Source organism: Pedococcus sp. KACC 23699 (assembly GCF_045348425.1).
Taxonomy (GTDB): domain Bacteria; phylum Actinomycetota; class Actinomycetes; order Actinomycetales; family Dermatophilaceae; genus Pedococcus.
In genome coordinates this window covers 728,106-742,290 of sequence record NZ_CP157483.1, presented here as the reverse complement: position 1 = coordinate 742,290, position 14,185 = coordinate 728,106, and the positions used below count along the sequence as shown (strand labels likewise).

The following is a 14,185-nucleotide window of genomic DNA, read 5'->3' as shown; positions in this document are numbered from 1 at the left end:
GACTCAACGGGCCAGCAGCCCGCTCACGATCGCATGGGATGTCGCCACGTCGGTGTCGCTGCTCAGCGACTGCGCGTGTGCGTGCGCCGACTCCTTCGCGGCCATGATGCGCTCGGGCGTCAGCTCTTGCAGCGCTGCGACGAGCGCGTCCTTCGAGTAGTCCTTCGCCACCACCCCCAGGTCGTTCCCCGTGACGAACCGCGCCATCTCCGGGGACGGGCTCACCGCCATTGCCAGCCGGGCCTGCAGGAAGTCGAACAGCTTGTTGGGCAGGCAGTTCTCCATGTTGAAGTTGTCCGGGGGCAGCGAGAAGACCCCCACGTCGTACTGGTTGAGGGTCTTGGGCAGGTCGGAGGGCGGTACCGGGTCGTGGATCGTGATACGCGACGTGTGCGCAGCCTGCTCGCGCAGGGACCGCAGGAGCTTGCCGCCGTCACCCGCCGCGACGAGGTAGAGGTCGAGGGTGACGTGCTCGAGCTCGATCGCCGTCTCGACGAGCATGCCGAGGTTACGGTTCGGCTCCGCCCCGCCACTGTGCACCAGCCGTATGGTGCCGTCGGCCGGCAGCGGGGTGGGCGCGAGGTCGGCGAACGGCCGGGCGTTGCGGACCAGCTCGGGCCGCACGCCGTACACGCGGGCGTACTCATCCACCAGGCTCGCCGCCACGGTCGTCACCGCCGCGCAGCGCGGCAGGTAGGTGCGACACATGTGGTCCATGAGGGGCGCGACCATGGTGCGCCAGATGAAGTACTGGTCCCGCTGGCCGGGAGCCCACTCGTGCATGTCGCCCCAGACGGGCGGGCTGCCGCCACTCTCGGCAATGGCGAATGCGAGGGCCAGGGCCCGGGCGTCGTTGGCCACGACGAGGTCGAACCTCTGGCCCTGAAGTCGGTTCAGCGCGAACTGAACCGCGGGAGCGTCGAGCTCGGCGCTGCGCAGCCTGCGCAGGCCGAGCTTCACGACCCCCTTCGGCGTCTGCGGCAGGGTCAACGCCGAGTCCGGGACCTGCACGTGCTCGGTGGCTCCCAGGGGCTTCGGGCCGTACCCGACGGTGACGACGGCGCCGTGCTCGGCGAGGACGGCGAGCTGACGCAGGACGCGCGCGTCGCGGCTGATCGGGGACAGGGAGATGCACAGGATGCGGGGGGTGGCCACGGCCCCGATCATAGGTGGTGGTCGGTATACGCCCAGTGTGTAGTGTCGTGCTGCCGCTGGCCGCACTCAGCACGACGTCCGCCCATGCGCGCTTTGGAGGACTTGCCATCCCGAAGCCGCACCATCGAGTCCCCACACAGCAGGAGTGGTCGCATGAAGTTCGGTCTTTTCGTCCCGCAGGGCTGGCGCATGGACCTGGTCGGCATCGACCCGAACCAGCAGTGGGGCACCATGGCGGGGCTCGCGCGCCGAGCCGACGCCAACGAGGACTGGACCTCCATCTGGGTGTACGACCACTTCCACACCGTGCCGGTGCCCAGCGAAGAGGCCACCCACGAGGCGTGGAGCCTGATGGCGGCGTTCGCCGCGGTCACCGGCCGGGTCCGCCTCGGGCAGATGTGCACGTGCATGAGCTACCGCGAGCCGACCTACCTGGCCAAGGTGGCGGCGACGATCGACATCATCTCCGAGGGCCGCGTCGAGATGGGCATCGGCGCCGGCTGGTACGAGCACGAGTGGCGGGCCTATGGCTACGGCTTCCCGAGCGCTGGAGAGCGGATCAAACGCCTCGAGGAGGGCGTCGAGATCTTCCGCCAGATGTGGACGACGGGCTCGGCCACGCTCGACGGCAAGCACTACTCGGTGGACGGAGCGCTCTGCCACCCGCAGCCGCTGCAGGGGACCAGTGCCCCGGGGTCGAAGGACAACGGCATCCCCATGTGGATCGCCGGTGGCGGCGAGAAGAAGACCCTGCGGATCGCTGCGCAGTATGCCGACTACACCAACTTCGACGGCAGCCCCGAGGGCTTCGCCCACAAGAGCGAGATTCTCAAGGGTCACTGCGACGACCTGGGCCGGGACTTCGGTCAGATCGTCCGCAGTGCCAACTACAACGTCGTCATCGGCCGCACCGAGCGCGAGCTCGAGGACCGGTTCGGTTGGATCCGCGAGCAGTTCCGCAAGGCCGGGGTCCCCGAGGCCAAGGCCGACGAGCAGGTCCAGGGCCTGCGCAGCGGCCCGGCCGTCGGCACCCCCGAGCAGATCGTCGAGACGTTCCGGGCGCTGGAGAAGCAGGGCATGACGTACGCCATCACCTACTTCCCCGAAGCGGCCTACGACACCACGGCCCTGTCGTTGTTCGAGCAGGAGGTCATGCCCGAGCTCGTCGACCGGAAGGAGCACGGCCACCTCTGGCACCTCGGCCGCCGCTGACGCTTCACCGCCCTCGTCGGTGATCGCGACGTGGCGAAGCACACGTCAGGGCGTTCCGCCGGCGGCGTACCAGCGGGTAACCTGACCCCGTGAGCACAGGGAACCCCGACTTCGACCTCTTCCGGATCTCCGAGGACCACGAGGCGCTGCGTGACGCGGTGCGTGCGGTCGCCGAGGACAAGATCGCTCCGTATGCGGCGGCCGTCGACGAGGAGGCGCGCTACCCGCAGGAGGCGCACGACGCCCTCGTCGCCTCGGACTTCTTCGCCCCACACATCGCCGAGGAGTACGGCGGCGTCGGCGCGGACGCGCTCGCGACCTGCATCGTCATCGAGGAGGTGGCCCGGGTCGACGCGTCCGCCTCGCTCATCCCGGCGGTCAACAAGCTCGGCACGATGCCGCTGATCCTCGCGGCGAACGACGACGTGAAGAAGCGCTACCTCACCCCGCTGGCCGAGGGGAAGACGACGTTCTCCTACGGCCTGTCCGAGCGAGAGGCCGGCTCGGACACCGCGGCGATGAAGTGCCGCGCCAAGCGTGACGGGGACGACTGGGTCCTCAACGGACAGAAGTCGTGGATCACCAACGCCGGTGTGTCCGAGTACTACACGGTCCTGGCGGTCACCGACCCCGAGGGGCGCCGCGGCGCCAACGTCAGCGCCTTCGTCGTGGAGAAGTCCGACACCGGGTTCACGTTCGGTGAGAAGGAGCGCAAGCTCGGCATCAAGGGCAGCCCCACCCGTGAGCTGCACTTCGACAACGTCCGCATCCCCGGCGACCGCATCGTCGGCGCCGAGGGCGAGGGCCTCAAGATCGCGCTGCGCACCCTGGACCACACCCGCGTCACCATCGGTGCGCAGGCCGTCGGCATCGCCCAGGGCGCCCTCGACTTCGCCATCGGGTACGTCAAGGAGCGCAAGCAGTTCGGCAAGCACATCGCCGAGTTCCAGGGCATTCAGTTCATGCTCGCCGACATGGCCATGGCCGTGGAGGCCGCCCGCCAGATGGTGTACGTCGCCGCCGCCAAGTCCGAGCGCGGCGACAAGGACCTGCCGTTCTTCGGCGCCGCCGCCAAGTGCTACGCCTCCGACGTCGCCATGCAGGTCACCACCGACGCGGTGCAGCTGCTCGGAGGAGCTGGCTACGTCCGCGACTTCCCGCTCGAGCGGATGATGCGCGACGCCAAGATCACCCAGATCTACGAAGGCACCAACCAGGTCCAGCGCGTCGTCATGGCCCGCCAGCTCCTGGGCTAGGTCGACCGAAATCCTGTTGGCGCGGCGAGCGGTCCTCGGCATGCTGTCGCCATGACCGACTACGTCGAGAGCCAGCGGCTGGTGCTGCGGCAGTTCACCGCGGACGATGCCGACCTGCTCATCGAGCTGGACAGCGACCCCGCCGTGATGCGGTTCCTCACCGGCGGCGAGCCGTCGATGTCCGACGACGAGGTGCGCGACCAGGTGATCCCGAACCTGCTCGCCGCGTACGAGCGGTGGGGCGGTCGGTTCGGGCTGTTCGCAGGCTACGAGAAGGCGACCGACGACTTCATCGGCTGGTTCTGCCTGCGGCCCGAGCGGGAGGGGCCGCTCGACGAGGTCGAGCTCGGCTACCGGCTCCGCCGGGACGCCTGGGGTGAGGGGTATGCGACCGAGCTGTCGAACGCCCTTGTGGACAAAGGCTTCTCGGAGCTCGGCGTCAGCACGGTCTGGGGCGAGACGATGGCGCTGAACGTCGCCTCCCAACAGGTGATGACCAAGGTCGGCATGTCCGTCGTCGCGTCGGTCCCGACGCCTGAGGGCATGCAGGGCGTCGAGGGTGCGGAGCTCGGCGGCTACCGGTTCGAGATCACCAGGGAGCAGTGGGAGCTCCTGCGCGAGCGCCGCGCCGAGTGACGGGCACGCCGGTACGGCGCGTCAGCGGGCGACGTCGCGGTAGTGCGCGAGCAGCTCGTCGCAGCTGCCGGCGAGGCTGCGGTGGCCGACGACCCACGCCCGGGATGCCTCGTGCATCTGCCTTACGCCCGTGGATACCGGTCGGGTGTCCCTGCCACAGCGCGGAAGCTGTCGGTCAGGCAGACAGAGCCCAGCGACGAGGGTCAGCTCGCCCTGTGGACGATCCGCACGGCGTCCTGCGGGCTGGAGTGACAAGGGCAGTCGGGCTCAGCCGCCGGAGGGCTTGCCGTCGGTACCCGGCGGCGGCGACTCGAGGGGCTTGTCCTCGCGCAGGGTGGTGAACAGCGCCTTGGCGCGCGGGGTGTCCCACTTCACCGAGCTGCCGGCGTTGGTCTGGTAGTTCAGGTTCTGCAGCGGCACGACGAGGCTCAGGCCCTGGTCGTTCGAGACCGCGCGCATGGCCAGCAGTACCCGGCTGGCGTCCCGCATCGAGGTGTCCTGGCCGACGATCAGGCCCTTGGCCGTGGCGTGGGAGAAGCCCCAGTAGCGGGTCGGCACGAGGACCGTCGACGGCGTGAGCGCCTGCTTCATGATGGCGGCGAGGAACTGCCGCTGGCGCTCAGCCCGGCCGATGTCGCCGCGCGGGTCGGAGTACCGGGCGCGCACGTAGCCGAGGGCGTTCTTGCCGTCGAGCAGCTGACAGCCCTTCTTGAGGTTGATGCCCGCCTTCTTGTCGTTCATGTTGAACTTCACGCAGATGTTGACGCCGCCGACGCTGTCGACCACGGAAGCGAACCCGCCGAAGCCGATCTCGACGTAGCCGTCGATGCGCAGGTCGGTGACCTGTTCGATGGTCTCGACGAGCAGGTTCGGGCCGCCGAAGGAGAAGGCGGCGTTGATCTTGTTGCTGTTGTGGCCGGGGATCGGGACGTAGCTGTCGCGCGGGATGGAGATCAGCGCAGGCTTTCCGCCGCTCTCGGGGACGTGAACGAGGATGATCGAGTCGGTGCGGCGTCCGGCCGCGTTGCCGGTGGCGTACTCCTTGCGCTGGGCCTTGGTCAGCCCTGCCCGGCTGTCGGACCCGACGAGCAGGTAGTTGTAGCCCTTGCTCTGCGCCGGTCGCACCCCGGCCGGGGTGGTGTCGACCTTGGTGACGGAGTTCCACGCGTGCACCGGGGTGTAGACCATGAAGGCCAGCCAGGCCACGACGAGAAGGCCGACGAGCAGGGCGACCAGGCGACGGCGACGGCGGGCTGCGCCACGTGGCCGCGGCGGTCGCTGCGGCTGGCGGGGCTGCCCGCCCTGCCCGGGCTGGTCGGGATCGCGCGGAGCGCGCGGACGGGCTGGGGGGCCCACGGGCGGGGGCGTGGCGCCCTGGCGACGAGCGGCGCGCTGGGCACGGGCGGCATCGGCGCCCCGTCCCTGCTTGCGACCGCGCACGTCGACGACGTACACGTCGTCAGGGTCGTCCTCCCACCCCGAGGAGTGACCGGCGTCGCCGCGCTGCGGGATGGGGCGGGCGTCGTCGGGCCCGGAGCGTCCAGTCATCCCGCCAGTGTCCGGTGTCGGGTGGGGGAGCGCCAAAACGACGCGGCGAGGGCTCAGGAAATCTTCAGGCGCGTGCTCAGGCGTCGGGGCGTCGCGCCGCCGGACGTGACCTGCGCCACGACACTCGCACGATCACACGCGTCACACGAATCACGCTGGCACCACCTCATACTGATCCACCATGAGCCGTGCCCCCGCCCCGTCGATGGTGGACGACGAGGTCGGCGTGTACGTCTCCGGGCGCGCCCACCGGACCCTGGCCGACGCCGACACCCTCAGCTCGGGGATGCGACGGCGGCGTGCGTTCACGTTGGTGCTGCTCACCCTCGTCCTCCCCGGGAGCGCCCAGCTCGTCGCCGGCAACCGTTCGCTGGGCCGTCTGGCGGTGCGCGCGTGGCTGGTGCTGGTGGCGCTCCTGATGGGGTTCGGCCTGGTGTTCCTGGCCAGCCACTCGCTGGCGATCGGGCTGCTCGGTCGCGGCTGGGTGCTCGGCACGGTCGAGTGGCTGATCGTGGCGTACGCCGGGCTCTGGGCCCTGCTCTTCGTCGACGCGTGGCGGCTCGGCCGCCCGAGCAGCCTGGTCCTCCGGGCCCGTCGGATGCTCACCGCCTGCACGGCCGTGATGCTCGTATTCACCTCCGGTGGCCTCGTGTATGCCGCGAGCACCGTCGGTGCCGGCCGGGACGCCCTGGGCGCGCTGTTCTCGGACGGGGCTGCCGTCGGAGCGGTGGACGGCCGGTACAACGTCCTGTTGCTGGGCGCCGACACCGGCAGGGACCGCGTGGGCACGCGCCCGGACAGCATCCAGCTCGTCAGCATCGACGCGAGGACCGGGGCGCCGGTGACGTTCGGCTTCGCCCGCGACACCGAGAACATCAACTTCCGGCCCGGCTCCACCATGGCCCGGCTCATGCCCCAGGGCTGGAACTGCGGTGACCAGTGCCTGCTCAACGGCCTGTTCACCTGGGCCCAGGACCATGCGGCCCAGTTCCCGGCCGGCACCAAGAGCCCCGGGGTCCTCGCGACCCGCGAGGCCGTCGAGGCGCTGAGCGGCTTGACCATCCAGTACTACGTCATGATCGACCTCAAGGGCTTCCGCAAGATGGTCGACGCCGTCGGCGGTCTCGACGTGACGGTGAAGTACCGCACCCCCATCGGCGGTGGCACCTCACCGATCGTCGGCTGGATCGAACCCGGGACCCAGCACCTCGACGGGTACCACGCGCTCTGGTACGCCCGCTCGCGCCAGGGCTCGACGAACTACGAGCGGATGGCGCGCCAGCGCTGCGTCCTCACCGCCATGTCGGACCAGCTGGACCCCGAGACCGTGCTGCTGCGGTTCCAGAAGATCGCGTCGGCGAGCTCCGCGCTCCTCCAGACCGACCTGCCGCAGTCGGAGCTGGGTCGTTTCGCCGACCTCGCCATGAAGGCCCGCTCACAGAAGATCCGTAGCGTCAACTTCGTGCCGCCCCTGATCAAGCCGTGGTCGTACGACCCCCACACCATCACCAGCACGGTCGCCTCGACGATCGCGGCGTCCGAGAAGGGCGTGGCCACGAAGACCAAGGCCAAGCCCAAGGCGAAGGGCGGCGCGACGGCCACCAGGACGACGGCCGCGAAGCCCAGGCACAGGGCTGCGCCCCGGGCCCAGCCCGGCACCGCGGTGCAGGACCCGACCAAGGCGGCCGGCAACGCGGCGGAGAGCGACCTCTCCTCCGTATGCTCTGCAGCCTCATGACCAGCACCCCACCTGCCGACCCCCTCGAGGCACTGTCGCGACCGGCTCGCGTCGGCGTCGTCATGCCGATCCTCGACGAGGAACGCCACCTCGCCGAGGCCGTGGCGGCGGTGCTCGGCCAGGACTACGACGGCCCGGTGCACCTCGTGCTCGCGCTCGGTCCGAGCCGGGACCGCACCGACGCGATCGCCAATGACATCGCCGCGCGCGACCACCGGGTGCGCACCGTCGACAACCCATCGGGCCGCACGCCGCAGGCCCTCAACGCCGCGATCGCAGCCCTTGACGACGTGGACGTGGTGGTCCGGGTCGACGGTCACGGTGTCCTCGACGCCGACTACGTGCGCACTGCGGTCGACCTCCTCGAGGAGACCGGCGCCGCAAATGTCGGCGGGCTGATGGATGCCGAGGGCATCACGTCCTTCGAGCGGGCGGTCGCGGCCGCGATGACCTCCCGGCTCGGGGTGGGCTCGGCCGCCTTCCACACCGGTGGAGAGTCCGGACCGGCTGACACCGTCTACCTCGGGGTCTTCCGTCGGGAGTGGCTCGCCCGCACCGGGGGGTACGACCCGCGCTTCGTCCGGGCGCAGGACTGGGAGCTCAACCACCGCATCCGGGAGGCCGGAGGCCTGGTCTGGTTCTCACCGCGGCTGCGGGTGGCCTACCGACCCCGCCCCACCCTGCGCGCCCTCGCGCGCCAGTACCGCGACTACGGGCGGTGGCGCCGCGTGGTCGCCCGCACCCACGCCGGCACCATCAACCTGCGGTACCTCGCCCCGCCGGCTGCCCTCGTCGGGGTCGTCGTCGGGCTGGCCGGGGGCTTCGTCTGGTGGCCCCTGTGGCTGGCGCCCGCGGCATACCTGCTGGTCACCACCGTGGGCGGGCTGGCCGTGGGGGACCGGCGGCTGCGGCCGCTGGACCGCCTGTGGCTGCCCGTGGTGCTGCCGACGATGCACCTCAGCTGGGGCTGGGGGTTCCTGACCAGCCGGGTGCGGATCGCCTGACCGCGCGGCTTCGGGTTGACCCGCGCAGGCGGAATGGTCGTACCCTCGAGCACGACCGATGCCATCCCGGGAGGAAGCCGAATCATGACCTCAGAGCCGAACGCTGACGACGGTGGGGATCGCGCACTCGAAGTGCCGGGTGACTCCGTGCTTCAGACGGTGTCACTGGAGTCGCTCTCAGAGGCGCAGCGGTATCACCGCTGGCTCACCGACCTGGCGTTCCCGCACCTGGGCGACCACCCGGTCGAGATCGGCAGCGGGTTGGGCGGCTACGCCCGGACCTGGCTCCAGGACGGCCTGCCGGCCATCACCGTGACCGAACGGGACGAGAGCCGGCTCGGGGTCCTGAAGGACACCTTCGGCGACGACAGCAGGGTCACGGTCAGCGACCTCGACGTGTTCGCCCCGCCTCGTGCCGAGTACTCCGCAATGGTCGCGATGAACGTGCTCGAGCACATCGAGGACCATGTCGGTGCGCTGCGCTCGGCCCACGCCCTGCTGCGCCCTGGCGGCAGGGTCATCATCTTCGTGCCGGCCTTCGAGTTCGCCATGAGCCGCTTCGACCGGGCGATTGGGCACTACCGCCGCTACACCGTCCCGTCCCTTCGGGGCGTCTACGAGGCTGCCGGGCTCGAGGTCGAGACCATCCACTACGTCAACGCCCCAGGACTGCTCGCCTGGTTCGCGGGCATGCGCCTGCTGCGGATGACACCCCGCTACGGCCCCACCGTCAAGGTCTGGGACTCGGCCGTCGTTCCCGTGGCGCGGTCGGTCGAGAGCCGCGTGCGCCCGCCATTCGGCCAGTCCGTCTTCGCAGTCGGACGCATCCCCGGGTGAGCGCCACGCCGGCCCTGCTCGACGACCGCGAGGCGCCCGCGACACGGTCGGTGCGCCCGGCCCAGTTGCGGGTGGCCGGCCTCGCTGCGGACGCCGCGCTGGTGGTCGGCTGCGTCCTCTGGGCGACCAGGTTGTCGGCCGGGATGGACGTGTCATGGGACCTGATCGCCTACCACCACTACTACTCGTGGTTGTTCAGCGAAGGCCTGATGCACCTCGCCGACCCCGAGCCGTACGTCAACCGCTACCAGAACCCGCTCGCCCAGCTCCCGTGGTACCTGCTCGACCGGAGCCTGTCCCCGCGGGTGTCCAGCGGTGCCGTGGCTGCCCTGGCGGCGGGGAACCTCCTGCTCGTGCGACGGATCACCGCCGCCGTGGTCCCGGACCGGGTTGCCCCGACGGGCAGGACGATCCTCGGAGTCACTGCCGCGATGGTCGCGGCCACCGGCGCCGTCTTTTCCATGGAGCTCGGGATGAGCGCGGGCGACGTCGTCGTGTCGCTGCCGATGCTGGCGGCCGTCCTGCTGCTGGTCCGCTCAAGCCGGTCAGCGACGGCGACCCGACAGCTTTGGCTCCTCGCGGCGGCGGGTGCCCTGGGTGGGGCCTCCGTGGGCATGAAGCTCACGATGGCCGGCTACCTCGTCGCGCTCGGCCTCGCCGCGCTGGTCGTATCGGTCGGCCGGCGGAGGGTGGGGCCCGTGCTCGCCACCGCGGCCGGTGGCGTGGTCGGGCTGGCGGTCAGCTCCGGATGGTGGTTCGTGCAGATGTGGCGGCTCACGGGCAGCCCGGTCTTTCCTTTCTACAACACCGTCTTCCACTCACCCTGGTTTGGCGACTTCGACGTCCGTGACACGCGCTTCGGTGCCCACGGGGTCATCGACGCGCTCACCTACCCCTGGTTGATGGCCGAGGGGACCACGCGCGTGCTCGACGTCCCCATGCGAGACCCGCGCTGGGCCGTGCTCACGGCCCTGCTCCTGCTCGCGGGCGTGGTCGCGGGGGCCCTGTTCTTGCGCGGTGGGCGGCGACGCGAGGACGGCGGCAGCGCCGAGGCCCGGCTCTCGTTCTGGGTCTTCATGCTCGCAGGTGGCCTCCTGTGGTTGTTCCAGTTCGGCATCGCGCGGTATGCCGTGACGAACGAGCTGCTCACGGGGACCGCGTTCGTGCTCGCCCTCGGAGCCGTCCTGCGTCGGGCCGTCCTGACGGCCGGCGTCGCTCTCGCTCTTTCGCTCGCGATGGCCCCCTTCAACGTCGGCCACTTCCACCACGTGCCCTTCAAGCGGGATCGCTTCATGGTCCAGGCGGGACCTCTGGATGCGGTGCCCTCGGACTCCGTGGTGGTCGCGGTGAACTCCAGCGCCCCCAGCGGCTTCCTGTTGGAGCACCTGAGGCCGGGCACCCGCAGGCACGTCTACCAGGACTGGTTCGCTGGGTCTGGGCTGCTGCGGGACCTGCGGAGCCAGCAGCTGGCCACGGCACCGCACGTCTACCTCGTCCTCGGCCCTTCTTGGCCGAATCAGCCCGCTGTGCGCAAGCGTCTGCAGGCCAATCTCGGGCTCGTCGTCGACGACGCACGGTGCCAGCCGGTCCACAGCACCCTCCCGGTGCGACACCTGTGCCCGGCGCGGTATGTCGGGGCAAGCGGCCAGTGACCTCATACACTGCCTCGTCAGCGCAGTCCCGTGCACAGGAGACCGATTCGCGTATGCCCCACAACAGGACCATCGCTGCGGTCGTGCCGTGCCACAACGAGGAGGCCGCCATCGGGGCGGTGGTTCGTGACCTGCTGGCCGCCCTTCCCGACGCCACCGTGTACGTATACGACAACGCCTCGACCGACCGCACCGTCGAGGTGGCGCGGGCAGCTGGTGCGGTCATCCGGCACGAGCCCCGCAAGGGCAAGGGCAACGTCATCCGCAGGGCCTTCGCCGATGTCGATGCCGATGCCGTGCTCATCATCGATGGGGACGACACGTACGACGCCTCCCGAGCCGGCGAGCTCGTGGACCTGCTCTTCGAGGGGCCCTACGACCAGGTGCTGGGTGCCCGCGAGGAGGTCACGACGGAGGCGTACCGTCCGGGTCACGCGATCGGCAACCGGATGCTCACAGGTGCCGTTGCCGCACTCTTCGGCCGCGAGGTCACCGACATGCTGAGTGGGTACCGCGTCTTTTCGCGCCGGTTCGTCAAGTCGTTCCCGGCGCTGTCCGCGGAGTTCGAGACCGAGACCGAGATGACGGTGCACGCCCTGCACCTGCGCCTGCCGAGCATCGAGGTCAAGACGGCGTTCAAGGACCGGCCGGCGGGGTCGGAGAGCAAGCTGCGGACCTACAGGGACGGGTGGCGCATCCTGCGGCTCATCGGCAGCCTCGCGCGCCGGGAGCGCCCGGCGGTGTTTCACGCAGTCCTGGCCGGCCTGCTCTTCCTCGTGGGCCTCGTCCTGGGCGTGCCCGTGGTCGCCGACTACGTCAGGACGGGCCTGGTCGAACGCTTCCCGACAGCGATCTTGGCGGCTGCCGTCATGATCATCGCCGCCCTGGTGCTCATGGTCGGGTACGTCCTCGAGGCCACGGCGCACCAGCGGCAGGAGGCCGCACGCTTGGCCTACCTGCGGTATCCGGCACCCACCAACCACTCGGACGTGCCCACGGGGACCGCGACCGGCGCTCAGGCCACGCCCGACGCGTAGCCCGGTCGGCCGCAGACCCAGGGTGCGCGTGCGGCGGATCGGGGCACCCTCCGTCCCACTCAACTCCCGGCGCAGCGTGTGAGCCGGTAGAGGGTGTAGGGAGACGCTGTCGCGACCTTGGTGAAGGCCGGTGATGACCCTACGCGGTCGATGCCTCGGTAGCTTGCCACGCGCGCGGCCGTGGCCCAGGCAAAGGGCCTGCCGCCGACGATGGCGTACTCGACGTGCTGACGGCGGGCGGCGTCGCAAACCTGGGGAGAAGCCCCTACCTCGTTCAGGCGCCACGCCAAGAGCTTGCGGTCGTCCGTGGTCAACGCCTTCTCAGTGGGGACGAGGAGACGTCGACCGCTCACGACGTAGAGATAGGTCCCGCCGTTCCAGGCGTTGGCGGCAGTGATCGCATCGGGGGGGATGTGTGCCGCCAGGCTGGTCAGCGCCCGAATCTCCTTGTCACTGGCCCAGGAGTGAGATGCATTCGGATGGTAGAACGGCCTCAGGAAAGCGTCGTGGGCGTGGACGTAGCCCTTGGTGACGCCGACGAACGCCGCGCTGACCAGCACGGTGGCCACCGTGACGATCGTCGTCCCGCGCCACTTGCTCTGCAATGAGTGGCCACGCGGTCCCAGCACGCGCGACGCGAGCGAGGCCAAGCCGGTGCCGACCGCGACGAACCCGGCGGTCGCGCACATCACCGCCGGCAGCGACCCGGCGACGGCGAGGCGGATTGCGTTGTTGTACCAAGGCCAGGTGAACCACCGGGCCGTCTGGTCGTCGACGACGACGTTGAGCAGGTACAGCCCCGCGAAGGCGAGTGCTGCGACCGGTACCCATCCGGCACCCCGGTGGCGCCGCGACAGCCACAGCGCACCCACCAGGACAGCCACCGTCAACAAGTGCTGCGACAAGGCGTGCCGAGGGCCGAAGAACACCGTGTCGGTCAGTGCTTGGCGGAAGGGCGCCTCGCCTCCAGCAGCGCCCGTGCGGAACATCGAGGGGCTACGCACTGCCCACGACGCCAGGGCCGACGCAACGACCAGCACGCCGACGCCGAGCACCCACAGCACGGCACGCCCGGGTCGACGTCGAGCGTCCCAGGCGGCGTGCAGTCCGGCGGCGCTGACCGCGACGAGGCCGAGGACGAGGAGGGTGACGAGCGCGTTCGGGTGCGCCGTGGTGAGCCCCGGCACCGCGAACACGGTGACGAGGACCGCGGGGAGGACCGGCAGGACGGGGTCGCGGTGCGGGACGAAACGAGCGAGAGCGGCCATCGCCGTCGCGACGACGCCCGGCAACAGCGCCTGTCCGAACAGGTTGGGCCACAGGACCCCGAAGCCCATGATGGTGTACGGGAAGGCGGTGAACATGACGCTGGCGACGGCAGCGCTCCCGACGACCTCAGGGCGTGGCCCGAGGAGCGCCCGTGCCAGCAGGATGACACCGGCGGGCCAGACCAGCCCCGCCATCACGAGGACGGCGGACTGAGTTGAGACCACGACGTTGGCTCCCGTGAGGAGACTCGTGGTCGCCGTGACCAGGTGGAACGCCGCGGGGTACAGCGAACCACTCCCGGGATTCACGAAGCCGTAGGCGTGCACCAGCGAGACGTCACGGTGCTCGGTCATCCAGCGAGCGTCACCGAGGTGGAAGATGGTGTCCGGATGCTGCGGGAAGTGGTCAGGAGTCCCGGTCACGTTCACCATCACCACCAGGACGGACGCGAAGGCGAAGGCCACGCCAGCCAGCCCCGCCAGGGCGGACCAGCGGTCGAGCGAACGGGTGTCGACGGGTGGAATCGCGCCGCTCGTCCGGGCTCGACGGCGGAGCACGAGCCCGAGGAGAGCCGCAGCCGTCCAGCCGACGAGGGTTGCGCCGACCACGGGAAGCAGCCCCCAAGGTATGTGTGCCGCCCCGCACAGCACCCCAGCTGCGACGAACAGCGTGGTGCCGACCGCGGGACCTACGCCCAACGCCACCCACCACCGAGCACCGAGCAGGCGCAGTGCCACCGCCCCGGGGACGAACAACAGGATGGCCGCGACGGCCACCGCCGGGACAGCTTCGGGCCAAGTCGTCGCGCCGGGGGTCACGCCCGTACAGTACCTGCCGGGTG

Annotated in this window: 11 protein-coding genes; 8 read left to right on the top strand and 3 right to left on the bottom strand. The window is 70.3% G+C overall.

All coding sequences use genetic code 11. From position 1 onward, the window contains the following. Positions 1–3: 3 nt before the first annotated feature. On the bottom strand, positions 4–1,155 hold the full coding sequence (locus tag ABEG17_RS03390; protein ID WP_406831875.1) for a glycosyltransferase: 1,152 nt from the start codon (positions 1,153–1,155) through the stop codon (positions 4–6). A gap of 153 nt (positions 1,156–1,308) precedes the next feature. Here ABEG17_RS03390 and ABEG17_RS03385 point away from each other — a divergent pair, with 153 nt between their 5' ends. The 3 genes from ABEG17_RS03385 to ABEG17_RS03375 all read left to right on the top strand — a co-directional run bounded on the left by ABEG17_RS03385 (position 1,309) and on the right by ABEG17_RS03375 (position 4,259). Beyond that, complete coding sequence (locus ABEG17_RS03385) at positions 1,309–2,367, top strand: LLM class F420-dependent oxidoreductase (protein WP_406831874.1); 1,059 nt, start codon at positions 1,309–1,311, stop codon at positions 2,365–2,367. Positions 2,368–2,456: 89 nt separating this feature from the next. Beyond that, the gene (locus tag ABEG17_RS03380) at positions 2,457–3,623 is read left to right on the top strand and encodes an acyl-CoA dehydrogenase family protein (protein WP_406831873.1); all 1,167 of its coding nucleotides are present in this window, start codon (positions 2,457–2,459) and stop codon (positions 3,621–3,623) included. A gap of 51 nt (positions 3,624–3,674) precedes the next feature. After that, entirely contained in the window at positions 3,675–4,259 is a 585-nt protein-coding gene (locus ABEG17_RS03375) for a GNAT family N-acetyltransferase (RefSeq protein ID WP_406831872.1), read from the top strand. A gap of 267 nt (positions 4,260–4,526) precedes the next feature. Here ABEG17_RS03375 and ABEG17_RS03370 read toward each other — a convergent pair whose 3' ends face one another. Then, positions 4,527–5,807, bottom strand: a complete 1,281-nt coding sequence (locus ABEG17_RS03370) for an LCP family protein (protein WP_406831871.1) — start codon at positions 5,805–5,807, stop codon at positions 4,527–4,529. A gap of 181 nt (positions 5,808–5,988) precedes the next feature. Here ABEG17_RS03370 and ABEG17_RS03365 point away from each other — a divergent pair, with 181 nt between their 5' ends. The 5 genes from ABEG17_RS03365 to ABEG17_RS03345 all read left to right on the top strand — a co-directional run bounded on the left by ABEG17_RS03365 (position 5,989) and on the right by ABEG17_RS03345 (position 12,075). Continuing rightward, complete coding sequence (locus tag ABEG17_RS03365; RefSeq protein WP_406831870.1) at positions 5,989–7,545, top strand: LCP family protein; 1,557 nt, start codon at positions 5,989–5,991, stop codon at positions 7,543–7,545. Further along, positions 7,542–8,549 carry a glycosyltransferase family 2 protein gene (locus ABEG17_RS03360; RefSeq protein ID WP_406831869.1) on the top strand — a complete coding sequence of 336 codons (1,008 nt, stop codon included), beginning with the start codon at positions 7,542–7,544 and terminating at the stop codon, positions 8,547–8,549. Before ABEG17_RS03365 ends, ABEG17_RS03360 begins: the two co-directional genes overlap by 4 nt. A gap of 84 nt (positions 8,550–8,633) precedes the next feature. Then, entirely contained in the window at positions 8,634–9,386 is a 753-nt protein-coding gene (locus ABEG17_RS03355) for a methyltransferase domain-containing protein (RefSeq protein WP_406831868.1), read from the top strand. Further along, on the top strand, positions 9,383–11,038 hold the full coding sequence (locus tag ABEG17_RS03350) for a hypothetical protein (protein ID WP_406831867.1): 1,656 nt from the start codon (positions 9,383–9,385) through the stop codon (positions 11,036–11,038). Before ABEG17_RS03355 ends, ABEG17_RS03350 begins: the two co-directional genes overlap by 4 nt. Before the next feature lie 53 nt (positions 11,039–11,091). Next, positions 11,092–12,075, top strand: coding sequence for a glycosyltransferase family 2 protein (locus ABEG17_RS03345; protein ID WP_406831866.1), 984 nt, complete (start codon positions 11,092–11,094; stop codon positions 12,073–12,075). 59 nt (positions 12,076–12,134) lie between these two features. Here the strand turns inward: ABEG17_RS03345 and ABEG17_RS03340 are convergent, their stop codons facing one another. Continuing rightward, a complete protein-coding gene (locus tag ABEG17_RS03340) occupies positions 12,135–14,162 on the bottom strand; it encodes a DUF6541 family protein (protein ID WP_406831865.1) in 2,028 nt (675 codons plus the stop codon). Positions 14,163–14,185 lie beyond the last annotated feature (23 nt).

Coding starts and splice junctions, on each gene's coding strand:
- ABEG17_RS03385 (WP_406831874.1), top strand. CDS start 1,309: ATGAAGTTCGGTCTTTTCGTCCCGCAGGGCTGGCGCATGGACCTGGTC.
- ABEG17_RS03375 (WP_406831872.1), top strand. CDS start 3,675: ATGACCGACTACGTCGAGAGCCAGCGGCTGGTGCTGCGGCAGTTCACC.
- ABEG17_RS03370 (WP_406831871.1), bottom strand. CDS start 5,807: ATGACTGGACGCTCCGGGCCCGACGACGCCCGCCCCATCCCGCAGCGC.
- ABEG17_RS03365 (WP_406831870.1), top strand. CDS start 5,989: ATGAGCCGTGCCCCCGCCCCGTCGATGGTGGACGACGAGGTCGGCGTG.
- ABEG17_RS03360 (WP_406831869.1), top strand. CDS start 7,542: ATGACCAGCACCCCACCTGCCGACCCCCTCGAGGCACTGTCGCGACCG.
- ABEG17_RS03355 (WP_406831868.1), top strand. CDS start 8,634: ATGACCTCAGAGCCGAACGCTGACGACGGTGGGGATCGCGCACTCGAA.
- ABEG17_RS03345 (WP_406831866.1), top strand. CDS start 11,092: ATGCCCCACAACAGGACCATCGCTGCGGTCGTGCCGTGCCACAACGAG.